Source organism: Acinetobacter sp. 25-47-122 (assembly GCF_056779695.1).
In genome coordinates this window covers 148,740-168,510 of record NZ_JBWYIJ010000003.1, presented here as the reverse complement: position 1 = coordinate 168,510, position 19,771 = coordinate 148,740, and the positions used below count along the sequence as shown (strand labels likewise).

Annotated in this window: 18 protein-coding genes; 9 read left to right on the top strand and 9 right to left on the bottom strand. The window is 39.8% G+C overall.

Annotation, left to right across the window (positions count from 1 at the left end; all coding sequences use genetic code 11):
• Positions 1 to 84 precede the first annotated feature (84 nt).
• Positions 85 to 342 (bottom strand): sulfurtransferase TusA, encoded by a 258-nt coding sequence (tusA, locus tag AC1M9P_RS03750; protein ID WP_179998829.1) that lies wholly within the window; start codon positions 340 to 342, stop codon positions 85 to 87.
• Positions 343 to 542: 200 nt separating this feature from the next.
• Here tusA and AC1M9P_RS03745 point away from each other — a divergent pair, with 200 nt between their 5' ends.
• Complete coding sequence (locus tag AC1M9P_RS03745) at positions 543 to 1,382, top strand: HlyC/CorC family transporter (protein ID WP_092767211.1); 840 nt, start codon at positions 543 to 545, stop codon at positions 1,380 to 1,382.
• Entirely contained in the window at positions 1,379 to 2,938 is a 1,560-nt protein-coding gene (gene lnt, locus AC1M9P_RS03740; protein WP_481586759.1) for an apolipoprotein N-acyltransferase, read from the top strand. Before AC1M9P_RS03745 ends, lnt begins: the two co-directional genes overlap by 4 nt.
• A 62-nt stretch (positions 2,939 to 3,000) precedes the next feature.
• Here the strand turns inward: lnt and AC1M9P_RS03735 are convergent, their stop codons facing one another.
• From AC1M9P_RS03735 to gspF, 3 genes are all read right to left on the bottom strand, one after another.
• Complete coding sequence (locus AC1M9P_RS03735; RefSeq protein ID WP_481586758.1) at positions 3,001 to 3,333, bottom strand: hypothetical protein; 333 nt, start codon at positions 3,331 to 3,333, stop codon at positions 3,001 to 3,003.
• Between the two features lie 281 nt (positions 3,334 to 3,614).
• Positions 3,615 to 4,052 (bottom strand): type II secretion system major pseudopilin GspG, encoded by a 438-nt coding sequence (gspG, locus tag AC1M9P_RS03730; RefSeq protein ID WP_092767409.1) that lies wholly within the window; start codon positions 4,050 to 4,052, stop codon positions 3,615 to 3,617.
• Between the two features lie 46 nt (positions 4,053 to 4,098).
• Positions 4,099 to 5,304, bottom strand: a complete 1,206-nt coding sequence (gspF, locus tag AC1M9P_RS03725) for a type II secretion system inner membrane protein GspF (protein ID WP_035264068.1) — start codon at positions 5,302 to 5,304, stop codon at positions 4,099 to 4,101.
• Positions 5,305 to 5,456: 152 nt separating this feature from the next.
• On the opposite strand from gspF, the gene AC1M9P_RS03720 reads away from it, so the two are divergent.
• The 6 genes from AC1M9P_RS03720 to AC1M9P_RS03695 all read left to right on the top strand — a co-directional run bounded on the left by AC1M9P_RS03720 (position 5,457) and on the right by AC1M9P_RS03695 (position 12,337).
• Positions 5,457 to 7,679: a primosomal protein N' gene (locus AC1M9P_RS03720; protein WP_481586757.1), complete on the top strand. Its 2,223-nt coding sequence runs from the start codon at positions 5,457 to 5,459 to the stop codon at positions 7,677 to 7,679.
• Positions 7,680 to 7,789: 110 nt separating this feature from the next.
• Positions 7,790 to 9,670: a monovalent cation:proton antiporter-2 (CPA2) family protein gene (locus AC1M9P_RS03715; protein ID WP_481586756.1), complete on the top strand. Its 1,881-nt coding sequence runs from the start codon at positions 7,790 to 7,792 to the stop codon at positions 9,668 to 9,670.
• Between the two features lie 50 nt (positions 9,671 to 9,720).
• A complete protein-coding gene (gene hslO, locus AC1M9P_RS03710) occupies positions 9,721 to 10,596 on the top strand; it encodes an Hsp33 family molecular chaperone HslO (protein ID WP_092767221.1) in 876 nt (291 codons plus the stop codon).
• Between the two features lie 154 nt (positions 10,597 to 10,750).
• The gene (locus AC1M9P_RS03705) at positions 10,751 to 11,674 is read left to right on the top strand and encodes a DnaJ C-terminal domain-containing protein (protein ID WP_481586755.1); all 924 of its coding nucleotides are present in this window, start codon (positions 10,751 to 10,753) and stop codon (positions 11,672 to 11,674) included.
• On the top strand, positions 11,671 to 11,997 hold the full coding sequence (locus AC1M9P_RS03700; RefSeq protein WP_035264056.1) for a chaperone modulator CbpM: 327 nt from the start codon (positions 11,671 to 11,673) through the stop codon (positions 11,995 to 11,997). Before AC1M9P_RS03705 ends, AC1M9P_RS03700 begins: the two co-directional genes overlap by 4 nt.
• Before the next feature lie 76 nt (positions 11,998 to 12,073).
• Positions 12,074 to 12,337, top strand: a complete 264-nt coding sequence (locus AC1M9P_RS03695; RefSeq protein WP_481586754.1) for an HP1242/YdcH family protein — start codon at positions 12,074 to 12,076, stop codon at positions 12,335 to 12,337.
• 82 nt (positions 12,338 to 12,419) lie between these two features.
• Here AC1M9P_RS03695 and AC1M9P_RS03690 read toward each other — a convergent pair whose 3' ends face one another.
• From AC1M9P_RS03690 to rpsO, 3 genes are all read right to left on the bottom strand, one after another.
• The gene (locus AC1M9P_RS03690) at positions 12,420 to 13,652 is read right to left on the bottom strand and encodes a magnesium transporter CorA family protein (protein ID WP_481586753.1); all 1,233 of its coding nucleotides are present in this window, start codon (positions 13,650 to 13,652) and stop codon (positions 12,420 to 12,422) included.
• 106 nt (positions 13,653 to 13,758) lie between these two features.
• Positions 13,759 to 15,846: a polyribonucleotide nucleotidyltransferase gene (gene pnp, locus AC1M9P_RS03685; RefSeq protein WP_481586814.1), complete on the bottom strand. Its 2,088-nt coding sequence runs from the start codon at positions 15,844 to 15,846 to the stop codon at positions 13,759 to 13,761.
• Between the two features lie 242 nt (positions 15,847 to 16,088).
• Positions 16,089 to 16,358, bottom strand: a complete 270-nt coding sequence (rpsO, locus tag AC1M9P_RS03680) for a 30S ribosomal protein S15 (protein WP_035264047.1) — start codon at positions 16,356 to 16,358, stop codon at positions 16,089 to 16,091.
• A gap of 249 nt (positions 16,359 to 16,607) precedes the next feature.
• Here rpsO and AC1M9P_RS03675 point away from each other — a divergent pair, with 249 nt between their 5' ends.
• Complete coding sequence (locus tag AC1M9P_RS03675; protein WP_481586752.1) at positions 16,608 to 17,903, top strand: serine hydrolase domain-containing protein; 1,296 nt, start codon at positions 16,608 to 16,610, stop codon at positions 17,901 to 17,903.
• Positions 17,904 to 17,967: 64 nt separating this feature from the next.
• On the opposite strand, the gene AC1M9P_RS03670 is transcribed toward AC1M9P_RS03675, so the two are convergent.
• The gene (locus AC1M9P_RS03670; protein ID WP_092767230.1) at positions 17,968 to 19,434 is read right to left on the bottom strand and encodes a S8 family peptidase; all 1,467 of its coding nucleotides are present in this window, start codon (positions 19,432 to 19,434) and stop codon (positions 17,968 to 17,970) included.
• Positions 19,435 to 19,477: 43 nt separating this feature from the next.
• Positions 19,478 to 19,765: a hypothetical protein gene (locus AC1M9P_RS03665; protein ID WP_092767232.1), complete on the bottom strand. Its 288-nt coding sequence runs from the start codon at positions 19,763 to 19,765 to the stop codon at positions 19,478 to 19,480.
• Positions 19,766 to 19,771 lie beyond the last annotated feature (6 nt).

Below are 19,771 nucleotides of genomic sequence, written 5' to 3'. Positions count from 1 at the left end.
ATTTAGATATTCTTAACCCAAATTGTACACGAAAAAATCAATTTTAAACGATATGAATTGTTTCAATCGTTAATTCACGACGGTCTAACCTTTTTTCACCAAATAATGAAACTCTTTGTTCCCATTTTCATCTAAACGTTCTTCTTGCAACAGCAATTCATGACCAAGATGCATACAGAATTTAGGAATATCCCAAGAAGTTGAATTATCTGTTGCAAATACTTCCACCACATCACCAGACTTAGATTTACGAATGGCTTGATGTAACATCATCACCGGTTCTGGACAACGTAAACCACGTGTATTCAACTGGATTTGAGGTTGAACTTGAGAATCAGACATTCAATATCGCCCTAAAAAGATTGGGCGATTATTTTATCATAATTCAATCTTTTCACTCCCAAATTCAGAAAAAGACTCCAAATACAGTGGTCTATGATCAAATAGATCATTAGGAATCAAAATTTTACCAATAGACAAGCGTATTTTCTTCGGTATGATTAAAACTTATTTTTTCAATTGAAGAGTCTTTAGGAAAGATCATGCAAGAGGAATCAGGTACATCGTGGGGTATGCGTGGCTTACGCAAATGGTTAGGCACAGCCCCAGAAACCCGAGATGAACTGTTAAAAATTGTACAAGATTCACGTCGACTACTCGAACCAGATACAGTAGCGATGCTCGAAGGAATCTTTGACCTTCCAGCGACTAAAATTCGTGAAGTCATGACGCCACGAACTTCAATGGTTAGCTTACAAGAAGATGATGAGTTATTGGATATTCTTGATGTTCTCATCGAGTCAGCACACTCACGTTTCCCTGTATTTTCAACAGATCAACCTGATAACGTCATTGGTATCCTTTTGGCAAAGGACCTCTTACCTTTCTTAAAAGATCGTGATTCGAAAGTAAATGTACATTCGCTGATGCGCCAACCGATCTTTGTGCCTGAAAGCGCGCGTTCTGATCAAGTGCTCCGAATGCTAAAAAACACTCAAACACATATTGCGATTGTGATTGATGAATACGGTTCTACTTCGGGTTTAGTGACACTTGAGGATATTCTTGAAGAAATTGTGGGTGAAATTGAAGATGAACATGACAATGTCGATGAAGAAGCCAATTTCATTGTTCCAGATCAAACCAGCAACAGCAGTAACACGTGGTTAGTTCAAGCACTTACACCAATTGAACATTTTAACAATGTTTTAAATGCTGAATTTTCCGATGATGAAGTGGAAACTGTGGGTGGACTATTACTGCAAGAAATTGGTTTAGTAAGCGATCTTCAAGGCCAAGTGATTGAATTGGGAGATTGGGAATTTACCATTGTGGAAGCAGATGTCCGTACTATTCATCTGATTCGAGCTGTGCGTAAATGAGAGCCTATTTTCAAAAATTATTGAGTCCTTCAGAAAAACAAAAATCATTACCTTTCATTTACCCACTCCTTATCGCTTTAACAGCAGGTGCGACTTTTAGTCTCGCACTTGCACCTTTTTATTGGTGGTGGCTGGCAATATTATCGCCAGCATTGCTATATGCCACACTCAGTAAGCGGAATTCTAAACAAGCATTCCTCATCGGTTGGGCTTACGGTTTTGGATTATGGTTTGTAGGTGCATTCTGGTTATACACTTCTATCCATGTGTATGGTGATACATCTGCGTTTTTAAGTGTCATCATGATTGCGATTATGGCCTTGGTGATGGGGCTATTTACTGCAATACAAACTTGGATATATCGTCGATTCTTTCCAGAAACACCACTTACTTTTGCCCCTTTATGGGTATTCTTTGAATGGGCAAAAACTTGGGTATTTACTGGTTTCCCTTGGTTATTTGCAGGTTATGCTTTTACCGAACGCTTCTTAGATAGCTATGCACCTTTATTTGGTGTATTTGCAGTTTCTTTCGTGGTCATTCTCATTGCATCTGCACTTGTTGAACTCCTACGAAAACGCTACTTTTGGGCTATTCCAGTTTCAATTGTATTACTAGGTGCATGGGGCGCATCCCATTTAACTTTTGTTGAAGAAAAAAAATCAGCACCGCTGAGCGTTTCTTTAATCCAAGGTAATATCCCTCAAGATTTAAAGTGGTTAACTGAGTATCAAGTAAAGACACTTGAAATCTATGCACAATTAACACGTTCAGAATGGGGACGTGACTTGGTGGTTTGGCCTGAATCATCTATCCCAATGTTTCAATCAGATATTGAACCATTTTTAGATGCAATGGATCAGCAAGCCAAAAGTACCAACACAGCTTGGGTAACAGGTATTCCATATTGGGATTTAAATGAATCTAAGGCATTGGGTTATCCGCGTTATTACAACTCCATGATGGCATCCGGTGATGAAGCTACAGGCTTATATAAAAAACAGCGTCTCGTTCCTTTTGGTGAATATATTCCGCTGTCTGGTCTGTTAAGTTGGGTGTTACCTGCACTTCAAAATGATCCTTCAATGAGCGGTTTTTCGCGTGGTCCGCAGGATCAAGCTCCATTTTCAATTCACAATCACAAATTAGCTGCTGCGATTTGTTATGAAGTTGCCTACCCGAACCTAACCCGACGCAATGCTCTAAATAGTGATTTCCTCGTCACCGTTTCAAATGATGCTTGGTTTACGGGTACGGCTGGTCCTTGGCAACATTTACAAATGGTACAAATGCGAGCAAAAGAAAATGGACGCTGGTTTATTCGTGCAACCAATACAGGTGTGACTGCTTTTATCAACCACAAAGGGGAAATCGTCAGCCAAGCCCCAATTGATCAAAAAGCGGTTCTTCGTGGTGATCTACCTGCAATGCAAGGGCAAACTTGGTATACGAGATTCAGTGATTGGCCAATATTGGGATTGTCATTGATTTTATTGATGATGGGTTGGTTCTTTAGACCACGTGTTGTCGATGTCAGTTTTAAATCTCGTCGATAACACTTGATTCAAATCAAATATACGTTCTATATCAAAAAACCGAGCAAATATGCTCGGTTTTTTTAAATTTGTGTTGTGAGGTAAGACAGCATTGCCATCAAACTCAACATGGGAATAGATCGATAAATTTTAATGAGCAGCGCTTCAAATGTTGAAGAAACATCAGACAGCATCAAAACAGATGCCTTAAGTGCACTATAAAAACTTAAAATCGTAATCGCACTAAATACACTAATCGCCATAAATCCGATCATGATTTGACTGCTTGCGTCTGCATTTGACCAAAGATTAATAAATAGATGACTGATAGGCAATAAGGTCAAAATAAGCAGTGCAGACTTGAGCACAGTCCAATGAAATAAATTGATTTCATCTGACAATATTAATGCTTTCATCATTCCCCCTTATTATCAAGCTAAGCTGTTAGCTCCATTATGCAGGGAATAATTAAAATAAAAAGCCTAATTTTCTTCATATTTTCTGTTTCTTGTAACCATTAAATATGGGAATAATTCTTATTATAAATCTCAAAAACCCTTTATTTTTAAACATTATAATTATCAATTATTTGGGTTAATATTTCTAAATAATAAAGATTATCACTTCACTCAATATTTATTAATTCGATTAAGTGAAGTGATTAATACCATGAATGGTTTTTAATAATGATTTTCATTTATGGTGTGTAAAAGATATCAGCATCATTTCCTTCACCACCCTGCTTTCCATCTGCGCCGAATGAATAAAGATCATATGCACGACCTTCCGAACCAGGAATCACATATTGTAAATCATTATCCCAACTATCTTTAGGATAACCACCCTTCACATAACCACCAGGTAACCAATTTTTTGCTGAAGCTGGTTGATTGACTAAGGCATCCAAGCCACCATCTTGCATCGATGGATATTGGTTATTGTCTAATTTGTATTGATCTAATGCACCTGCAACACCTTTCAGTGTAATGATTGTGGTATCAACCTTCGCTTTCTCACCACGACCCATGACATTAGGCACAATCAGTGCTGCAAGCACACCTAAAATCACAATCACTACCATCACTTCGATCAGGGTAAAACCAGATTGTTTTCGCATTTTCATCTTGTTTCGCATGTTTTCACTCGCTATTTCATTCATTATTAGAATTTATTGAATCTGTTTAAATCATATTGTTCATGTTGACGATTGGCAACATGACAGCAATCACGATCACCAATACAATCGCAGCCATTAACACCAACATTAGTGGTTCCAACAACGCCAATAATGTTGAGATCAATGTAGTAACCTCTCGATCTTGCATCGTCGAAGCTCTTTCTAACATTCGATCCAACTCACCCGAGGCTTCACCACTTTTGATCATTTGCACCATCATCGGTGGAAAATAACCACAGCGCTCAAGTTGCGTAGCCAGATTTCCACCCTCTGTGACTTTTTCAGCCGCGACATTGACTGCATCTCGAATAACCCAATTGCTACTTACTGCTGCACCAATTTTTAACGCGTCGACCAAAGGAACACCAGATTGCGTTAAGATAGATAAGGTACTTGAAAAGCGGGCGGCATTAATACCTCGTGATAGTTTTCCAAATAATGGCAACTTCAACGTGAGACGATCAAAAGCATAATGCCCTGCGGCAGTCCTTAAAAAACGCACCAATAGAAAGAATCCCAACGCCGATGCAACCAATACAAATGGCCAAGCTTGACGTATAAAATCACTGGCTTTCATTAAAGCAACCGTAATCCAAGGTAGCGCATCTTTACTTTGGTCAAAAGTTTTAACGATATCTGGTACTACATAGGTCATGAGTCCCATTACGATACCGAAAGACATCAACATCAAAATAATAGGATAAATCATTGCACCTTGAATCTTCTTTTGCATCGCAAAGCGATTTTCAGTGTAATCAGCCAATTGATCGAGAATAAGATCTAAGTGTCCTGATCGTTCACCAGCAGCAATCGTTGCAATATAAAGTTCAGGGAATCTGCCAGATTGTTGCATCCCTTGAGCCAATGAATGACCTTCTAAAACCTTTGATCGTACAGATAACATCAAATTTTGCACGTGAGCTTTTTCGCTTTGTTTGGCAACTGCTCTTAATGCTTCCTCAAGTGGGATCCCCGCAGCAACTAATACAGATAATTGGCGAGTCATCAAAGCTAAGTCATAAGCTGTAAATTTTTTTTGAAAAAAACCACCAGTTCGATGCTTGTCTTTTTGTTCTACAGCATCAACTTGTACTGGAATCCATTGTTTATCCCGAAGCTGTTGTCGAATCTGTCGGGCTGAATCACCTTCTAGCACACCCTTTTGCTGCTTTCCTGAAGCATCGATGGCAGTATATTGATATGCGGGCATGATAATGCTCTAATTTTCCTAATTATGATGTCTTAAGAGTTGCCTTAGACCGTTCTCTTCATTCATATTGATCACTTGCAACAACTTGAACACTCTATCACAAGCATTGGTTATCCACGATAAGTTTTCACCATATTGATCGACGACTATATATGACAAATATTTCAGAATTAAGCCAAATTGTTTATCGAGTGCGCATCGCGGTGCCAGTTTATCTATATGATTGTTTTGATTATGAAGTTTCTGCAGAACAATACCAAACTATACACATAGGTTGCCGTGTTCTTGTTTCGTTTGGTCGTCAAAACTTAGTCGGAATCGTACTTGAAAAGATCGCACCGGAAACGCCATTAGATCCGAAAATCAAACTGAAAACCATCACTGAAATCTTAGATCTGCAACCCATACTCAATGCTACGATCATTCAGCTCGCGCAGTGGTCTGCTCAATATTATCAATTTCCCATTGGGGAAGTCATGCATACCACTTTGCCGACATTTTTAAGGCAGGGTAAACCCTATAATTTATTAGCTCACTCTTGGAAAGTTTTAAATTTAGACGCTGAAAAGAAAGTGGCTCGATCTTTAAAACAACAAGAGGCTTATAAAATATTAAAGCTACACCCTCAAGGGACTGCCGAGACGATACTGAATTTAAGTGGTGTGGAAACAGCAACATTAAAAGCGCTTGAAAAGAAAGAAATCGTCGAATGTGAATTGATTCAACAGGACTTTAGTCCTGAACCTGTACAGCTGGCTCAAATGCCATTGACTGCAAATGATGATCAAAAAAAAGCTATTCAATCCATTTTAAAAGCACAAAATCGCTATCAAGCATTTTTACTCGATGGTTTAACTGGAAGCGGAAAAACTGAAGTTTATTTGCAAGTTATGCAAGAGGTTTTACAAAAAGGTCAGCAAGTATTGGTACTGGTACCAGAAATTGGCTTAACCCCTCAAACTATCAGTCGGTTTCAATCTCGCTTTCACTGCAATATTGTCTTGTTGCATTCCGGACTGAATGACACAAAGCGCCTCCAAGCTTGGCAATATGCTCAAACAGGGAAGGCCTCCATTATTCTTGGTACACGCTCTGCGATTTACACCCCCATGCCAAATTTAGGGCTCATTATCTTAGATGAGGAGCATGACCTGTCATTCAAACAACAAGAAGGTTTTCGCTACCATGCACGTGATGTTGCTCTCTATCGCGCTTATTTAGAGCAATGCCCCATTGTCCTTGGCTCAGCAACACCAAGTATTGACTCATATCATTTGGTGGAGCAAAAAAAATTAACGATTCTGAAACTCGATGAACGTGCTGCAGGTGCAAGCTTACCTAAAATTCATTTAATTGATCTAAAGATTGCTCAAAAACAGCATGGTATAAGCGAACAACTCATTAAAGAAATTCAAAAAAGACTCAATCAAGAAGAACAGGTACTGATCTTTTTAAACAGACGTGGTTATGCACCTGTCCTGATCTGCGAAAGCTGTGGATGGCAAGCCAATTGTCCCCATTGTGATGCACATTTTACGCTTCATAAAAAACCATATGAGCACCTGCATTGCCATCACTGTGGGACGATTAATCGACTGCCTGATCAATGCCCCTCTTGTCAGCAACAGACCTTAAAGCCGATTGGAATGGGCACGGCAAAAGTTGAAGAGAATTTACAACATTTATTTCCAGACTTTCCTGTGGTCAGAGTAGATCGTGATTCCACGAGCCGTGTCGGGAGTTGGCAAAAAATTTACGAGCAAATTCATCAAAGTAAACCGATGATTTTACTTGGTACGCAAATGTTAGCCAAAGGTCATCACTTTCCGTATGTAACCTTAGTTGCAATCTTAGATATTGATAGTGGTTTACTCAGTGTTGATTTCAGAGCAACAGAACGAACTGCCCAATTGATTGTTCAAGTTGCAGGGCGTGCAGGACGAGGTGAAAAAAAAGGTGAGGTTTATCTACAAACTTTACGACCAGATCACCCTCTACTCAACACGCTCATTAATAAAGACTATCGTGCTTTTGCTCGTGAAACACTTCATGATCGTCAAGCTGCTTTACTCCCTCCAATGCGCTATGCAGCATTAATACGTTGTGAATCGCGTAGTCAGGAAGAAAATCTCAATTTTTTAACCAATATGACACAATCGCTCCAACAACATACTGGTGAGCTGATTGAGATCTGGGGTCCAATTCCTGCGCCAATGGAGCGAAAGGCTGGGCGTTATCAGGCACATGTGGTTTTATTGTCATCAGATCGTGCAAAAATGCATTTCTATATACGAGAATGGTGGCCATTCGTGCTTCAACAAAAACCTTCAACGATGAAGCTCAGTATTGATATAGATCCTCAAGAGCTAAGCTAATCATGAATAGAGTTAAATTATCAAAGTCGAAGACCTGAATTAAATTTACACAGCTAAAGCAGACACGATTACAATTTCATCAGTCCAACATTCCACTTTAGGGAAGGCCAATGCCATTGTTGTTACAAATCACAATTTTTCTAGCTGCCGCATTAATTCTTGTTCCACTTGGAAAAAAATTTGGTATTGCGACAGTCTTAGGTTATTTGTTTACAGGAATATTACTTGGTCCAAGTGCATTGAATGTGACCAATGATGCCGAAACATTAATGAAATTAGCTGAGTACGGCGTGATTTTCTTGATGTTCTTAATTGGCCTAGAATTACGCCCTCAGCGCTTGTGGAATATGCGTCACTCTATATTTGTGATTGGAAGTGCTCAAGTCTTGATCACAGGTATAATTCTTGTCGCAACCATTTGGCTGTTCTTCCAACAGCATCTTGCTGCTAGTGTCGTTATTGGTCTTGCCCTTGCTTTATCATCTACAGCATTTGTCATGCAATTACTTGCAGAAAAGCAGCAGCTGAATACCGCACATGGTCAACAATCTTTCTCTATTTTACTGTTTCAAGATATTGCCGCTATTCCTTTACTCGCCCTGATTCCCCTACTCGCGGGAAATCAATCTACACATCATGGTATTGCTTACTTTGCCGCTGTTGTTGCAACGTTTACTGGCTTATTTTTATTTAGTCGCTATGTGATGCGACCATTTTTTAGATTCATTGTACAGAGTGGTGCCACTGAACTCATTACGGCTGCTGGACTCTTCATTGTTTTGGCTGTCGTTCTGTTTATGGATATGCTCGGATTAAGCACCACGCTCGGTGCTTTTCTGACAGGTGTATTACTCGCGGATTCTGAGTTTCGCCATGAACTGGAATCGAGCATTCAACCCTTCAAAGGTTTATTACTCGGTTTATTCTTTATGAGCGTAGGCATGATGACACCGATTGATCTCCTCGTAGATGAGCCGCTATTCATTTTTGGTGGGGCATTCGTGCTGATCATCATAAAAATATTAAGCATGGTTGCAATCGCACGATATTTTAAATTTCAATGGAAAACCAGTGTATTGATTGCCATTTGTCTTGCTCAAGGAGGAGAATTTGCTTATGTGATCTTAGCTATTGCGAATACCGAAGGTTTAATTACTCAAGCAGTGTTATCCCCTACGATTCTGATCATTGCAATTTCGATGGCACTCACCCCTGTCATTTTTTGGCTTGCACAACAATGGCTCATTCCATATCTTGATCGAAAGACTGATAGTGCTGAAGATGTCCCATTACCAGACACTCATTCGACATTAATCATTGCAGGTTTTGGACGCGTCGGACAAATAGTGGCGCGCGTTGCTTATCTCAATCATGTCAGCTTTACAGCCATTGATAATAATTTAGAAAAAATTGATTTTGTGAGAAAGTACGGTGGTAAAATTTATTATGGAGACGCCTCCTCGCCTGATTTATTGAGATCTGCAGGCATTGAGCATGCTAAGGCCTTTGTACTTGCTGTAGACGATGTGGAAATGTCGATGAATATCGCTCGCCATTTACGTTTGAATTATCCAACGCTCAAACTCATCGTCCGTGCCCGTGATCGACATCATATGCATTTACTTAAAGACTTAGGCATTGAGCATATTTGGCGTGAAACTTTTCTATCTTCACTCGGTATGGCATTTCGCACCTTAACCGCGTTAGGTTTAAGTCAAGAACATGCTCAACATAGTATTGAAATATTTAGAGACTATGATGAGCGTCTATTAGCTGAGCAACAACGCATCTATACGGATGATCAAAAAGTCTTTGAAAGCTATCGAAATTTCTTAGCGGAACTCGAACAAATTTTTGAAAATGATGCGCAACAACATCAACCACTTTCAGAAAGTTTAGATGAAACCATTGATTCTGAAGTAAGTTCTATAGAACGACGCGCTAAGCACTCGCAAAACCAAATTAATGTTTGTCGAGATGAAGAGTTTTAACTTGTGATTTACAATATCGTCACCATCTAGACAGGGATTTGGAGAATTTTATGTCTGATTTACGTCAACGTTTTTTTATTGATAACAGCCCTGTTCGTGGTGAAGTCGTACATCTTGAAGATGCGCTTAAAACAATTTTAGCGCAACGCGCCTATGCACCTGCGATTCAAATTTTATTGGGCGAAATGCTCAGTGCGACTGCATTGTTGGCCAGCACACTTAAAATTAAGGGACGTATTAGCCTCCAAATTCAAGCTTCTGGCACCTTAAAATGGGCTATGGCTGAATGTAATCACCTCGGTGAAGTACGCGGATTAGCTGAATATGAAGCAGATCCACGTTTTGAAGAAGCATCAGACAGCAGCATCGTTCTGAAAACTTTGGTCAGTCCAGTTTTATTTATTAATATTGAACCTGAATTTGGCGAACGCTATCAGGGTATCGTGCCTTTAGATCAGCCGAATTTAGCTAAATGCCTCATGCAGTATTATGATTTATCTGCCCAAATCCCAACCAAGATCGTTTTAGCTAGTACTGCTCAACGCGCTGGTGGTCTTTTAATTCAATTGTTACCGCGTAACAATGATGAAGAGCAGCAAAAGGTTGATGAAGATATCTGGCCTCGTCTAACCATGCTCACTGAAACTTTAAAAACAGATGAACTTACTGAGCTGGATGCGCAAGAAATTTTGTATCGCTTATATAATGAAGAAGAAGTCAGACTACCTGAAGCTGAACAACTTCAATTTGGCTGTACATGTTCTAAAGAGCGTTGCTCTACAGCATTAATTCAGGTGGGTGCTGAATCTGTGCGTGAAATTTTAGAACAACAGAACCCTATTACCATGGACTGTCAATTCTGTAACACTCAATACAGATTTACTGCTGAAGAAGCACTCGGTCTATTCGGCGAGCACCTCAGTTAATCCTTAACAGTTCTCTTCGAAAATCAGCAAGTTTTACTTGCTGATTTTTTTTGGTTGTAAGAAATTGAAACAATTATTCACCATCTGAACATATTGTAGTCTTCGAAAGTCTGCTCATAATGATTAAAAGTTAATCAACGGTTATTTTTGCTTAATGGCAAATAATTATTATGAGGAACTCGGACTAGATCGCGATGCGAGTCCTGAGGAAATAAAAAAATCATATCGAAAACTGGCTCGGAAATACCATCCCGATATCAGTCAAGCACCTGATGCCGAAAAAAAAATGCAGGCGATTAATACTGCGTATGACACATTAAGTGATCCTTTAAAAAAACAAGAGTACGATCAACAACTCGATCAGTTGAATAGTCAGTCTCCTTTCTCGGATAGTGAAAACCATACAAATCATGAATTTTCTGGCTTTGAAGATTTGTTTGGGCGTTTTGGTACAGGTTTTGGTGGAGGTTATGCACAGCGCTCACACCAATATAAATCCCAGCCGATTCGTGGTGAAGATCAACATGCCAGTATAGAAGTCCCCTTACAAGTCGCTTTTGAAGGTGCCACTCAATCCATCCAATTGCGTATACCTACTTTTAATGCATATGGACAACCTGAAGTTCAGCGAAAAACCCTTGAAATTAGAATCCCGAAAGGGATGAAAGACGGTCAGCAAATTCGACTCAAAGGTCAAGGACAAGCTGGTTTATCGGGCGGTGAAAATGGAGATCTTTATATACAGATCCATTATCAAACCACTGACAGCATATATGTCGATCAGGCAGACATTTACTATCACATTAATATTAGTCCTTGGGAAGCTGCTTTAGGCCAAGACATCGAGCTAAAAACCCCCTCTGGAAAGATCAAAGTCAGCATTCCTCAACATACAATTTATGGCAAACAACTCCGTATTAAAGAAAAAGGGATTCCCTCTTCACCCCCGGGACACCTTTATCTAATCCTGAATATTGTTTATCCAAGAGCAGAATCCCCGCAGCAAAAACAGGCATATGAGCAATTTGCTCAAGCATTTACACATTTCAACCCTCGTGATGAAGGAGGTGAATCATGACAACGATTCAGTACCGAGAAGTGTACAAAAATGGATATTTAGAGGCTGAAATCATTGATGACCAATGTATTTTTGATTTAAAGCATTTTGCCCAAGCATGCGGACAAAGTCCTGAATGGGTTTTGCAATTACTTGAATATGAGATTCTACCTGCTCGTTCTGAGCAAAAAATCCATCAATTTTTTGGTGAAGAACTTACTCGAGCACGGAGAGCTTATCGCTTGCAACGGGATTTTGAAGCAAGTCTCCCTGCCGTCGCCATGATGATGGATCTGATAGATGAAGTACAACAATTGCGCAAGCAAGTGAAATACTTCAAATAAAGCAAGCCCACATAAATGCATGTACTGTTACATGCATTTATTTTTTATTGATTAGAATGAAAGGATTAAACCATCAATGAAAGTTAAAGAATGCAATAAAAAGCTGAAAAACCTTTTCCCTGAGTTCCGTGAACTTATTCAGCCTTTAAGAGAAGAAAACCCTCACTTCGCTAAAATTTTCGAGGAACATGAAACGCTAGATCATGAAATTACGCATTTGGAACTAAATCCAGTTAATGTAATTAATGATGATATTGAGTTTCTAAAGCGAAAAAAACTTAAATTAAAAGATGAAATGTATCGTTTGCTCAAACAAGCGCAGATGAACCTTACCCAGTAATTTCAATTTAATATTATAAAATAACGGTGAATCTGGCACTTATCATTCTGACTTAAAGCATAAGTGCCTTATGTGACGTTGACTATTTTAATCGAGTCCAACGTCCCATTTCTCGGAGCGTACCTTTCAATGTTTTTTGAATCGGTTCATACTCCAAAAATGCAAACAAACCGAGTTGTTGTTGCTGGTTTTGTTGAGCCAACAATTCCATCACACTTTTTTCACCGCGTCCGACCATTTGTCTACGATAAAAATACCAAATTAACAAAAGTGTTGTCACACACATGGCTGTGAGCATATACCAAAAGCCATGCGGTGAGTTTAATCCTGGAATAAATTCAAAATTCATTCCGTAAATACCTGTAAGAAGAGTCAGTGGTGCAAATACAGCGGTGATAATTGCTAAAATTCTCATATTTTCATTGGTTTGATTGGCCACTGCTGAAAAGTGCAAATCGATAGCGGCTTGTACTGCATGGTTTAACCGAACACTGTGCTTTTGTATTCTTTCAATATGGCTAATTAAATCATCCATTCGGACGAGCATTAAATTTTGCTTCTCTGCCTTACGTTTAGCTTTAATATGATGATAATTTTCGACAACTTCATCTCTTAATTCTTGTAGGCATTCAACCTGTTCTTCACACAAATTTTCAACTTGTTGAAAAGCCGTGATCTCTTGCAGCAGTTGATTCCATCGATTAAATTTTTGATTTCCTTGTAATAGTTCTCTTTGCCAAAATTCCACACGTTTGGTTAGTGGCACACGTAAACCTAAATAGCCATCCACCATCATATTCAGTAATCTAAGCACAATATCTACAGGGCTCTGTGCTAATTTTCGTGGAATATTTTGTTGCTCTATAGGTCGTGTTTGAATCGCCTGCACTCTTTCAAGATATGTTTCAAATACACGATTACCTCGTTCATGCACTGTGATTAAAACATTTGATGTCATGACAAAACTTACCGGCGTTGTAACAATGTCCGCAGTTTGTTGTTCAGCTGAATGACCATTCTGAATTTGAATGTGGTCATCTGGGGTGATTAATTTTTTAAAGATCAACAAATCATAATCATCTAATGCATCAAATACGCAAGGATGCTCAAGGTTTTGAATATCTTTAAGATGAAATTCGTTCAACAGAATTCCAGTGTTCTCAAAAATATATCGTTGCCACGTCTCTGTATTTTGAATCAATTCGTGGCGTTCAAAACTCAACCATATAAATTCTGCATCAACATCAGTCGATAATGCTTCACTCAGATAAATATACCCGTCATCTTGATGATAATAATAATTAAACTTTTGCATTTTAGTTATTTTTAAATGAGAACATTTTGATCATGCCATAAAAAAAGCCTTGTGTAGCACTCGTTTAAACGAAGCACCACACAAGGCTTAGAATTAGCTTAAATGATTAAGCTTGTTCAATGTCTTTCATTGTAAGTTTGATACGACCACGGTTATCAACATCCGCAACTTGTACCTTAACTTCTTGACCTTCAGTAAGAACGTCTGTCACATTCGCAATACGCTCGTTCGAGATTTGTGAAATGTGAAGCAAGCCATCAGTACCAGGAAGGATATTGACGAACGCACCGAATTCAACGATACGAATGACTTTACCTGTGTAAATTGTACCTGGTTCAATTTCTGCTGTAAGCGCTTGGATTTTCGCTACTGCAGCCATTGCCGCTGCTTTAGTTTCACCAAATACACGTACTGTACCGTTATCTTCGATATCGATCGCTGCTTTGGTTTCTTCAGTGATTTGACGAATAGTTGCGCCGCCTTTACCAATCACGTCACGGATCTTATCAGGATTGATGCTGATCACTTGGAATGTTGGTGCGTGCATTGAGATTTCAGGACGAGCACGTGAAATCACTTGATTCATCTCATTCAAGATATGCATACGACCTGCATACGCTTGATTCAATGCAACTTCCATGATCTCTTCAGTAATACCTTCGATCTTGATGTCCATTTGAAGTGCAGTAATACCGTTTGCAGAACCTGCTACTTTAAAGTCCATGTCGCCAAGGTGATCCTCGTCGCCTAGAATGTCTGAAAGAACTGCGAAACGTTCACCTTCTTTCACTAGACCCATTGCAATACCTGCAACTGGCGCTTTAAGTGGAACACCTGCATCCATAAGTGATAAAGAAGCACCACACACAGACGCCATTGAAGACGAACCATTCGATTCAGTGATGTCAGATACGATACGAATCACGTACGGGAAGCGATCAGCTGGTGGAAGAACTGCTTGAACACCACGACGTGCCAAACGACCATGACCAATTTCACGACGTTTAGGACCAGATTCACGACCAGTTTCACCTACAGAGTATGCAGGGAAGTTGTAGTGAAGCATGAAGTTATCAGTCTTCGTACCTGCAAGGGTATCCACCATTAATGCATCACGCGTGTTACCCAAAGTTGTTGTTACAAGTGCTTGAGTTTCACCACGTGTAAACAATGCAGAACCATGAGCGCGATCTAATACGCCCACTTGTACGTCGATTGCACGAACAGTTTTAGTATCACGACCATCAATACGTGGCTTACCAGACAAGATGTTGTCACGTACTGTACGGTATTTAAGGTCTTCGAATAATTCGTTCACTTCATCAGCAAGACCAGTTTCGTCATTTTCTGGAACGAACTGAGCAATCGCTTCAGCATGAAGTGCATCAAGTGCTGCATAACGGTCTTGCTTAACCGCAATCGTATACGCTTCAGAGATTTTCGCTTCAAAAGCTGCTTTCAATTGACTACGAAGGTCTTCATTTTTCGCTGGAGCAACCCAGTCAGATTCCTTCGCGCCAGCAGCTGCAGCAAATTCTTTGATCGCTTGAATTGCAATTTGCATTTCGTCGTGACCGAACAATACAGCACCAAGCATTTGGTCTTCTGAAAGTTCTTTCGCTTCAGATTCAACCATAAGAACAGCAGCTTCAGTACCCGCAACGACAAGATCAAGATCAGATTGAGCAAGTTGTTCATGACTTGGGTTAAGAACGTATTCACCGTTAATTAAACCAACGCGTGCAGCACCAATTGGACCACGGAATGGTGTACCTGCAATTGCGAGTGCAGCAGAGGTACCTAACATTGCAGCAATATCAGCTTCCATAGTTTTGTCAGATGATACAACTGTTGCAGTCACTTGGATTTCGTTGTAATAACCTTCTGGGAACAACGGACGAATTGGGCGGTCGATCAAACGTGAAATTAAAGTTTCAGCTTCAGATGCACGGCCTTCACGCTTACCATAACCACCTGGGATACGACCTGCAGCATATTGTTTTTCTTGGTAGTTAACAGTCAGTGGGAAAAAGTCTTGACCTGCTTTCGCAGTCGGTTGAGCAACAACAGCAACCAATACAGTCACACCACCCATGGTAATCACAACAGTATTTGCTTGACGCGCCACACGGCCTGTTTCAAGCACAACTTGGTGCTGACCGAATTGGAATTCTTTACGAATAATATTAAACATCGACATGTTCTATTTTTTCCTGATTTTATTCTAGTGGAGACCCCTAAGGTTTGGCATTCACAACACAGGTTTTAAATGACAAAGCTTAGAAGCCGACCTCACTAGAAACACTATTTTTAAACACAAAGAAGGAGCGAAACTATTCGCCCCTTCCCCATGATCTAGTCGAAACTAGATCGCCTTTAGTTTTCAGCAATACAGCATTCAACATGCAATAATCCGAAAATAAAGTTTAAATCGAATTAACGACGTAAACCTAAAGCAGCAATCAAATCGCTGTAACGAGTAGCATCTTTACCTTTAAGGTAGTCAAGAAGCTTACGACGTTGGTTAACCATACGGATAAGACCGCGACGGCTATGGTGGTCGTGTTTGTGCTCTTTGAAGTGACCTTGTAAGTCATTGATTTGAGCAGATAAAAGAGCTACTTGAACTTCTGGTGAACCAGTGTCGTTTTCAGCGCGAGCAAATTTAGCAATGATCTCTGCGCGATCTGCGTTTGTTAAAGCCATTCGATTTCTCCGAGATGCTTATTTAAAAGTATTTGATACAAATCAATGACGCTCTTCAAAGCGGAATTGACTGCCGTGCATCACTACAGCAGCGTGCTATTTTAAAGGAACCCCCCTCAAAAAGCAAAATTATCCGCTCAATAACTTCTGGCAGAAACAATCATCAATTCATGTCGTTAAAGATACTGACTTTTGTTTTTTGGCAGGGCAAACTTGCCTGTTATAAAAACAATGAAACATGGAATGAACGTGAAATTACTCTCTACAAATACGTGCATAGCACCAAAAGACTTAACTACGATCACTCTTCATAAAGACGAAGTTGCGCCAGAACTTGGGGGAATGACGCAACAGCAAATTGATAAAATTTGGCACAGTGTTGAAGCACTTTATCGTACTGGCAATCATCCAATGATCAGTATGTGTTTACGTCGCAAGGGTCAGATATTAATTAATCGCAGTATTGGTTACACAGAACTTGGTCCAAACTATCAAACAGACCCTTCTAAAGTTGCGACACCAGAAACACCGGTCTGTATGTTTTCTGCCTCTAAAATCGTTAATGCCATGTTAGTGCATTTGTTAGATCAACAAGGGAAAATTAACTTACTTGATCCAGTGAGTCGCTATATTCCAGAGTTTGGTGTTAACGGTAAACGACGCGCCACCATATTTCATTTGTTATCACACCGTGGCGGTATTCCTAAAATTGAAACTGAGGTCACTCCAGAGCTTTTATTTGATCGTCAAGGGATCCTGGAGCATCTTTATGCAGCAAAACCGATTGCACCCGTAGGCTCGCAACTCTCTTATCATGCTGTAACTGCTGGATATATTTTAGGAGAATTGGTTGAACGTGTAACAGGACAAGATATTCGTGATTACTTGCACGAACATATTGAAAAACCAATGAATTTACCTTTCTTCAACTATGGTTTAAAACCAGAACTACGTCATTTAGTTGCAAAAAATTATCCAACTGGGATTCACCCTGTCTTGGGGACTGACCTATATCTCAATCGTGTATTAGGCGGAGGACTGCAACTGGCAGTGGATGTCACCAATGATCCCCGTTTTATGGATACCGTCTGTCCTGCAGGAAATATTTACACCAGTGCTGAACAAGCCAATCGCTTTTTTGAAATGTTACTCAATGGTGGTCGTTATCAAGATCAGCAAATTATCAATTCAGAAACGGTTTTCAGAGCAACTCTCCCTACATCCAATACAACAATAGACCGTAACCTTTTAGCACCTATGCGTTATGCACTTGGTCCGATGTTAGGCAGTAATCCAATCGGTGTATTTGGCCCAAATACTGGACAAGCTTTTGGTCATCTAGGTTTCTCGAATATTTTATGTTGGGCAGATCCTCAACGGGATATCAGTGTATCGTTCTTAAATACAGGGAAATCTGTGTTAGGCACACATTTAGCCGCTTTAGCAAAAGTGCTATATCAAATATCCAACCAATGCCCAAGTATTCCTAAGGAAAAAAGACGCGCGTTATTTGGAACTGATCAATCTGAAACTGAACGTGTTTAATATCAATGTAAAAAAGGCATCATTTAGATGCCTTTTTTTAAAGTTTTCATCTATTAGCTATTAATTAACCAGTGCAGATTGTCACAAAAAAGAAAGTACGACAGTTACGTTTTGGTGCTGGCGTTGGTGTTGGCGTAGGAGTTGGCGTCACTACAGGTGGGTCAATAACAGGGGGTTGTGGTGCTGGAGTAGATGGAGCACCATTTAACGCAGCAATTAAATTCAAACGAGGTGTTCGAATTGAGTTACGATGATCCGTAACCAAAGTTCCCGTAGACGTCATACGTGCAACAATTTGATCCAGAGATTCATTCGGGAAAGCATTATTCGCACGTAACACAGCAACAGCACCAGCAATGTGAGGTGCAGCCATTGAAGTACCATCCATTGTATATCCACCAGCGGTGATACGTGAACCAGGCGCCAATAAAGTTAAATTACGACTAGAGTTACTGAAACACGTTACTTTGTCGCTATAAGTTGCACTGTCAGAGCAATTGCTAAATGCAATCGAACCTACGTTAGCATCATAAACTGCCCCTACACTGACTGCACCCGCAGTACATGCTGGATAGGATATACCACTCAGATGGCCATCATTGCCAGATGCAACTACTGGTAATACCCCATAGCCTCTCAACTTCGAAAAAGAATCTGTAAGTACGGAACTAGTACAAGTTGAGGAATAACTACGTCCATTACCAATGCTTAAGTTTACTGATTTAATGTTTTTGCTTTGGGCATGGTTCGCTACCCAGTTCAAGGCACCAATTATGTCATAATCGGATGCGCCACCACCAGTTCTAGCTGTACTGCCGGTGAACACATCAAGCATCACAATTTTTGCATCTGGTGCAACTTTAGAAGCAATTGCTGCAACGTTAGTTCCATGTCCATTAACATCTAATTCTAATGTATCGTCTTCTTGAGCAATTTCAATAGAATCCGAAACTTTGCAAGTGGATGATGGTACACCTGGCGCTGTACAATTACCAAAGTCTGAATGGTGGTAATTAATACCTGTATCTAAGATAGCAATTGTTGTCCCCGCACCAGTATAGCCTTGCGCAGCTGCAGGCACTTGACCAATTAATGGTAGACTTTGAGATGCTGTCGTATAAGAAATATTATTTGGATAAATTGCTTTTACATTCGGGTCATTCAATAAGCTTACGAGCGTGTCACGCTTTTGAACGCGATGAAAACTATATGGTAAGGCATTATAATCGCGTAGTAATTGAATACCACCTAAACGCTTAAAGTTCGATTGAATCGATTGCTTCTTTTGAGCAAGATGTTCACGAAGTTGAGCGCGATTATTTTCTAAATGATTAATGTCAATATGATATTCAACGATTAGATCATTTGAACTGTTGTTCAATAATGCCGACAGATTAATACCACCTTTCGACACTTTTTGTTTTGCCTGATTGTTCAATTTAGCGTTAGCTGCTACAGGACTCATTTGAGCCATTGCAGTACCGACCATCAAAACACTCAAACATGCGCTTAATGATAAAGTTTTAAACATAATTGTTCTCCGTTGTTATGTTTTTAGTGCGCAGGGTAAAAAATTACACTTGATTGGCTGGATCAGTTTCTGGATCAATAGGCTTAATCGAAAAATCGCTCTTCGGATCTACTAAATCTGGAGAATCAGTAACAGGCATCTTCTCAGACTCATTTAAATCTTCGACTTTATCTTCGTTAGGCGATATTGGCGTTTGCTGTCCACGCTCAGAAGCAGATAGAGAATCAATCTGAGCGACTGAGGAACTAGTTTGATCTGCAGGCTTAAAACATTTATACAACCCAAACAGAACAAGACTCACCAAAATGATTAAAATTATGAATTTTTTCATGGTTTT

Bases quoted from the DNA above. Each gene is read 5' to 3' on its own strand.
- AC1M9P_RS03720 (WP_481586757.1), top strand. From the start codon at position 5,457: ATGACAAATATTTCAGAATTAAGCCAAATTGTTTATCGAGTGCGCATC.
- gspG (WP_092767409.1), bottom strand. From the start codon at position 4,052: ATGCGAAACAAGATGAAAATGCGAAAACAATCTGGTTTTACCCTGATC.
- AC1M9P_RS03690 (WP_481586753.1), bottom strand. From the start codon at position 13,652: ATGCAAAAGTTTAATTATTATTATCATCAAGATGACGGGTATATTTAT.
- AC1M9P_RS03665 (WP_092767232.1), bottom strand. From the start codon at position 19,765: ATGAAAAAATTCATAATTTTAATCATTTTGGTGAGTCTTGTTCTGTTT.
- AC1M9P_RS03745 (WP_092767211.1), top strand. From the start codon at position 543: ATGCAAGAGGAATCAGGTACATCGTGGGGTATGCGTGGCTTACGCAAA.
- rpsO (WP_035264047.1), bottom strand. From the start codon at position 16,358: ATGGCTTTAACAAACGCAGATCGCGCAGAGATCATTGCTAAATTTGCT.
- tusA (WP_179998829.1), bottom strand. From the start codon at position 342: ATGTCTGATTCTCAAGTTCAACCTCAAATCCAGTTGAATACACGTGGT.
- pnp (WP_481586814.1), bottom strand. From the start codon at position 15,846: ATGTTTAATATTATTCGTAAAGAATTCCAATTCGGTCAGCACCAAGTT.
- AC1M9P_RS03670 (WP_092767230.1), bottom strand. From the start codon at position 19,434: ATGTTTAAAACTTTATCATTAAGCGCATGTTTGAGTGTTTTGATGGTC.
- hslO (WP_092767221.1), top strand. From the start codon at position 9,721: ATGTCTGATTTACGTCAACGTTTTTTTATTGATAACAGCCCTGTTCGT.
- gspF (WP_035264068.1), bottom strand. From the start codon at position 5,304: ATGCCCGCATATCAATATACTGCCATCGATGCTTCAGGAAAGCAGCAA.
- lnt (WP_481586759.1), top strand. From the start codon at position 1,379: ATGAGAGCCTATTTTCAAAAATTATTGAGTCCTTCAGAAAAACAAAAA.
- AC1M9P_RS03695 (WP_481586754.1), top strand. From the start codon at position 12,074: ATGAAAGTTAAAGAATGCAATAAAAAGCTGAAAAACCTTTTCCCTGAG.
- AC1M9P_RS03715 (WP_481586756.1), top strand. From the start codon at position 7,790: ATGCCATTGTTGTTACAAATCACAATTTTTCTAGCTGCCGCATTAATT.
- AC1M9P_RS03700 (WP_035264056.1), top strand. From the start codon at position 11,671: ATGACAACGATTCAGTACCGAGAAGTGTACAAAAATGGATATTTAGAG.
- AC1M9P_RS03735 (WP_481586758.1), bottom strand. From the start codon at position 3,333: ATGAAAGCATTAATATTGTCAGATGAAATCAATTTATTTCATTGGACT.
- AC1M9P_RS03705 (WP_481586755.1), top strand. From the start codon at position 10,751: ATGGCAAATAATTATTATGAGGAACTCGGACTAGATCGCGATGCGAGT.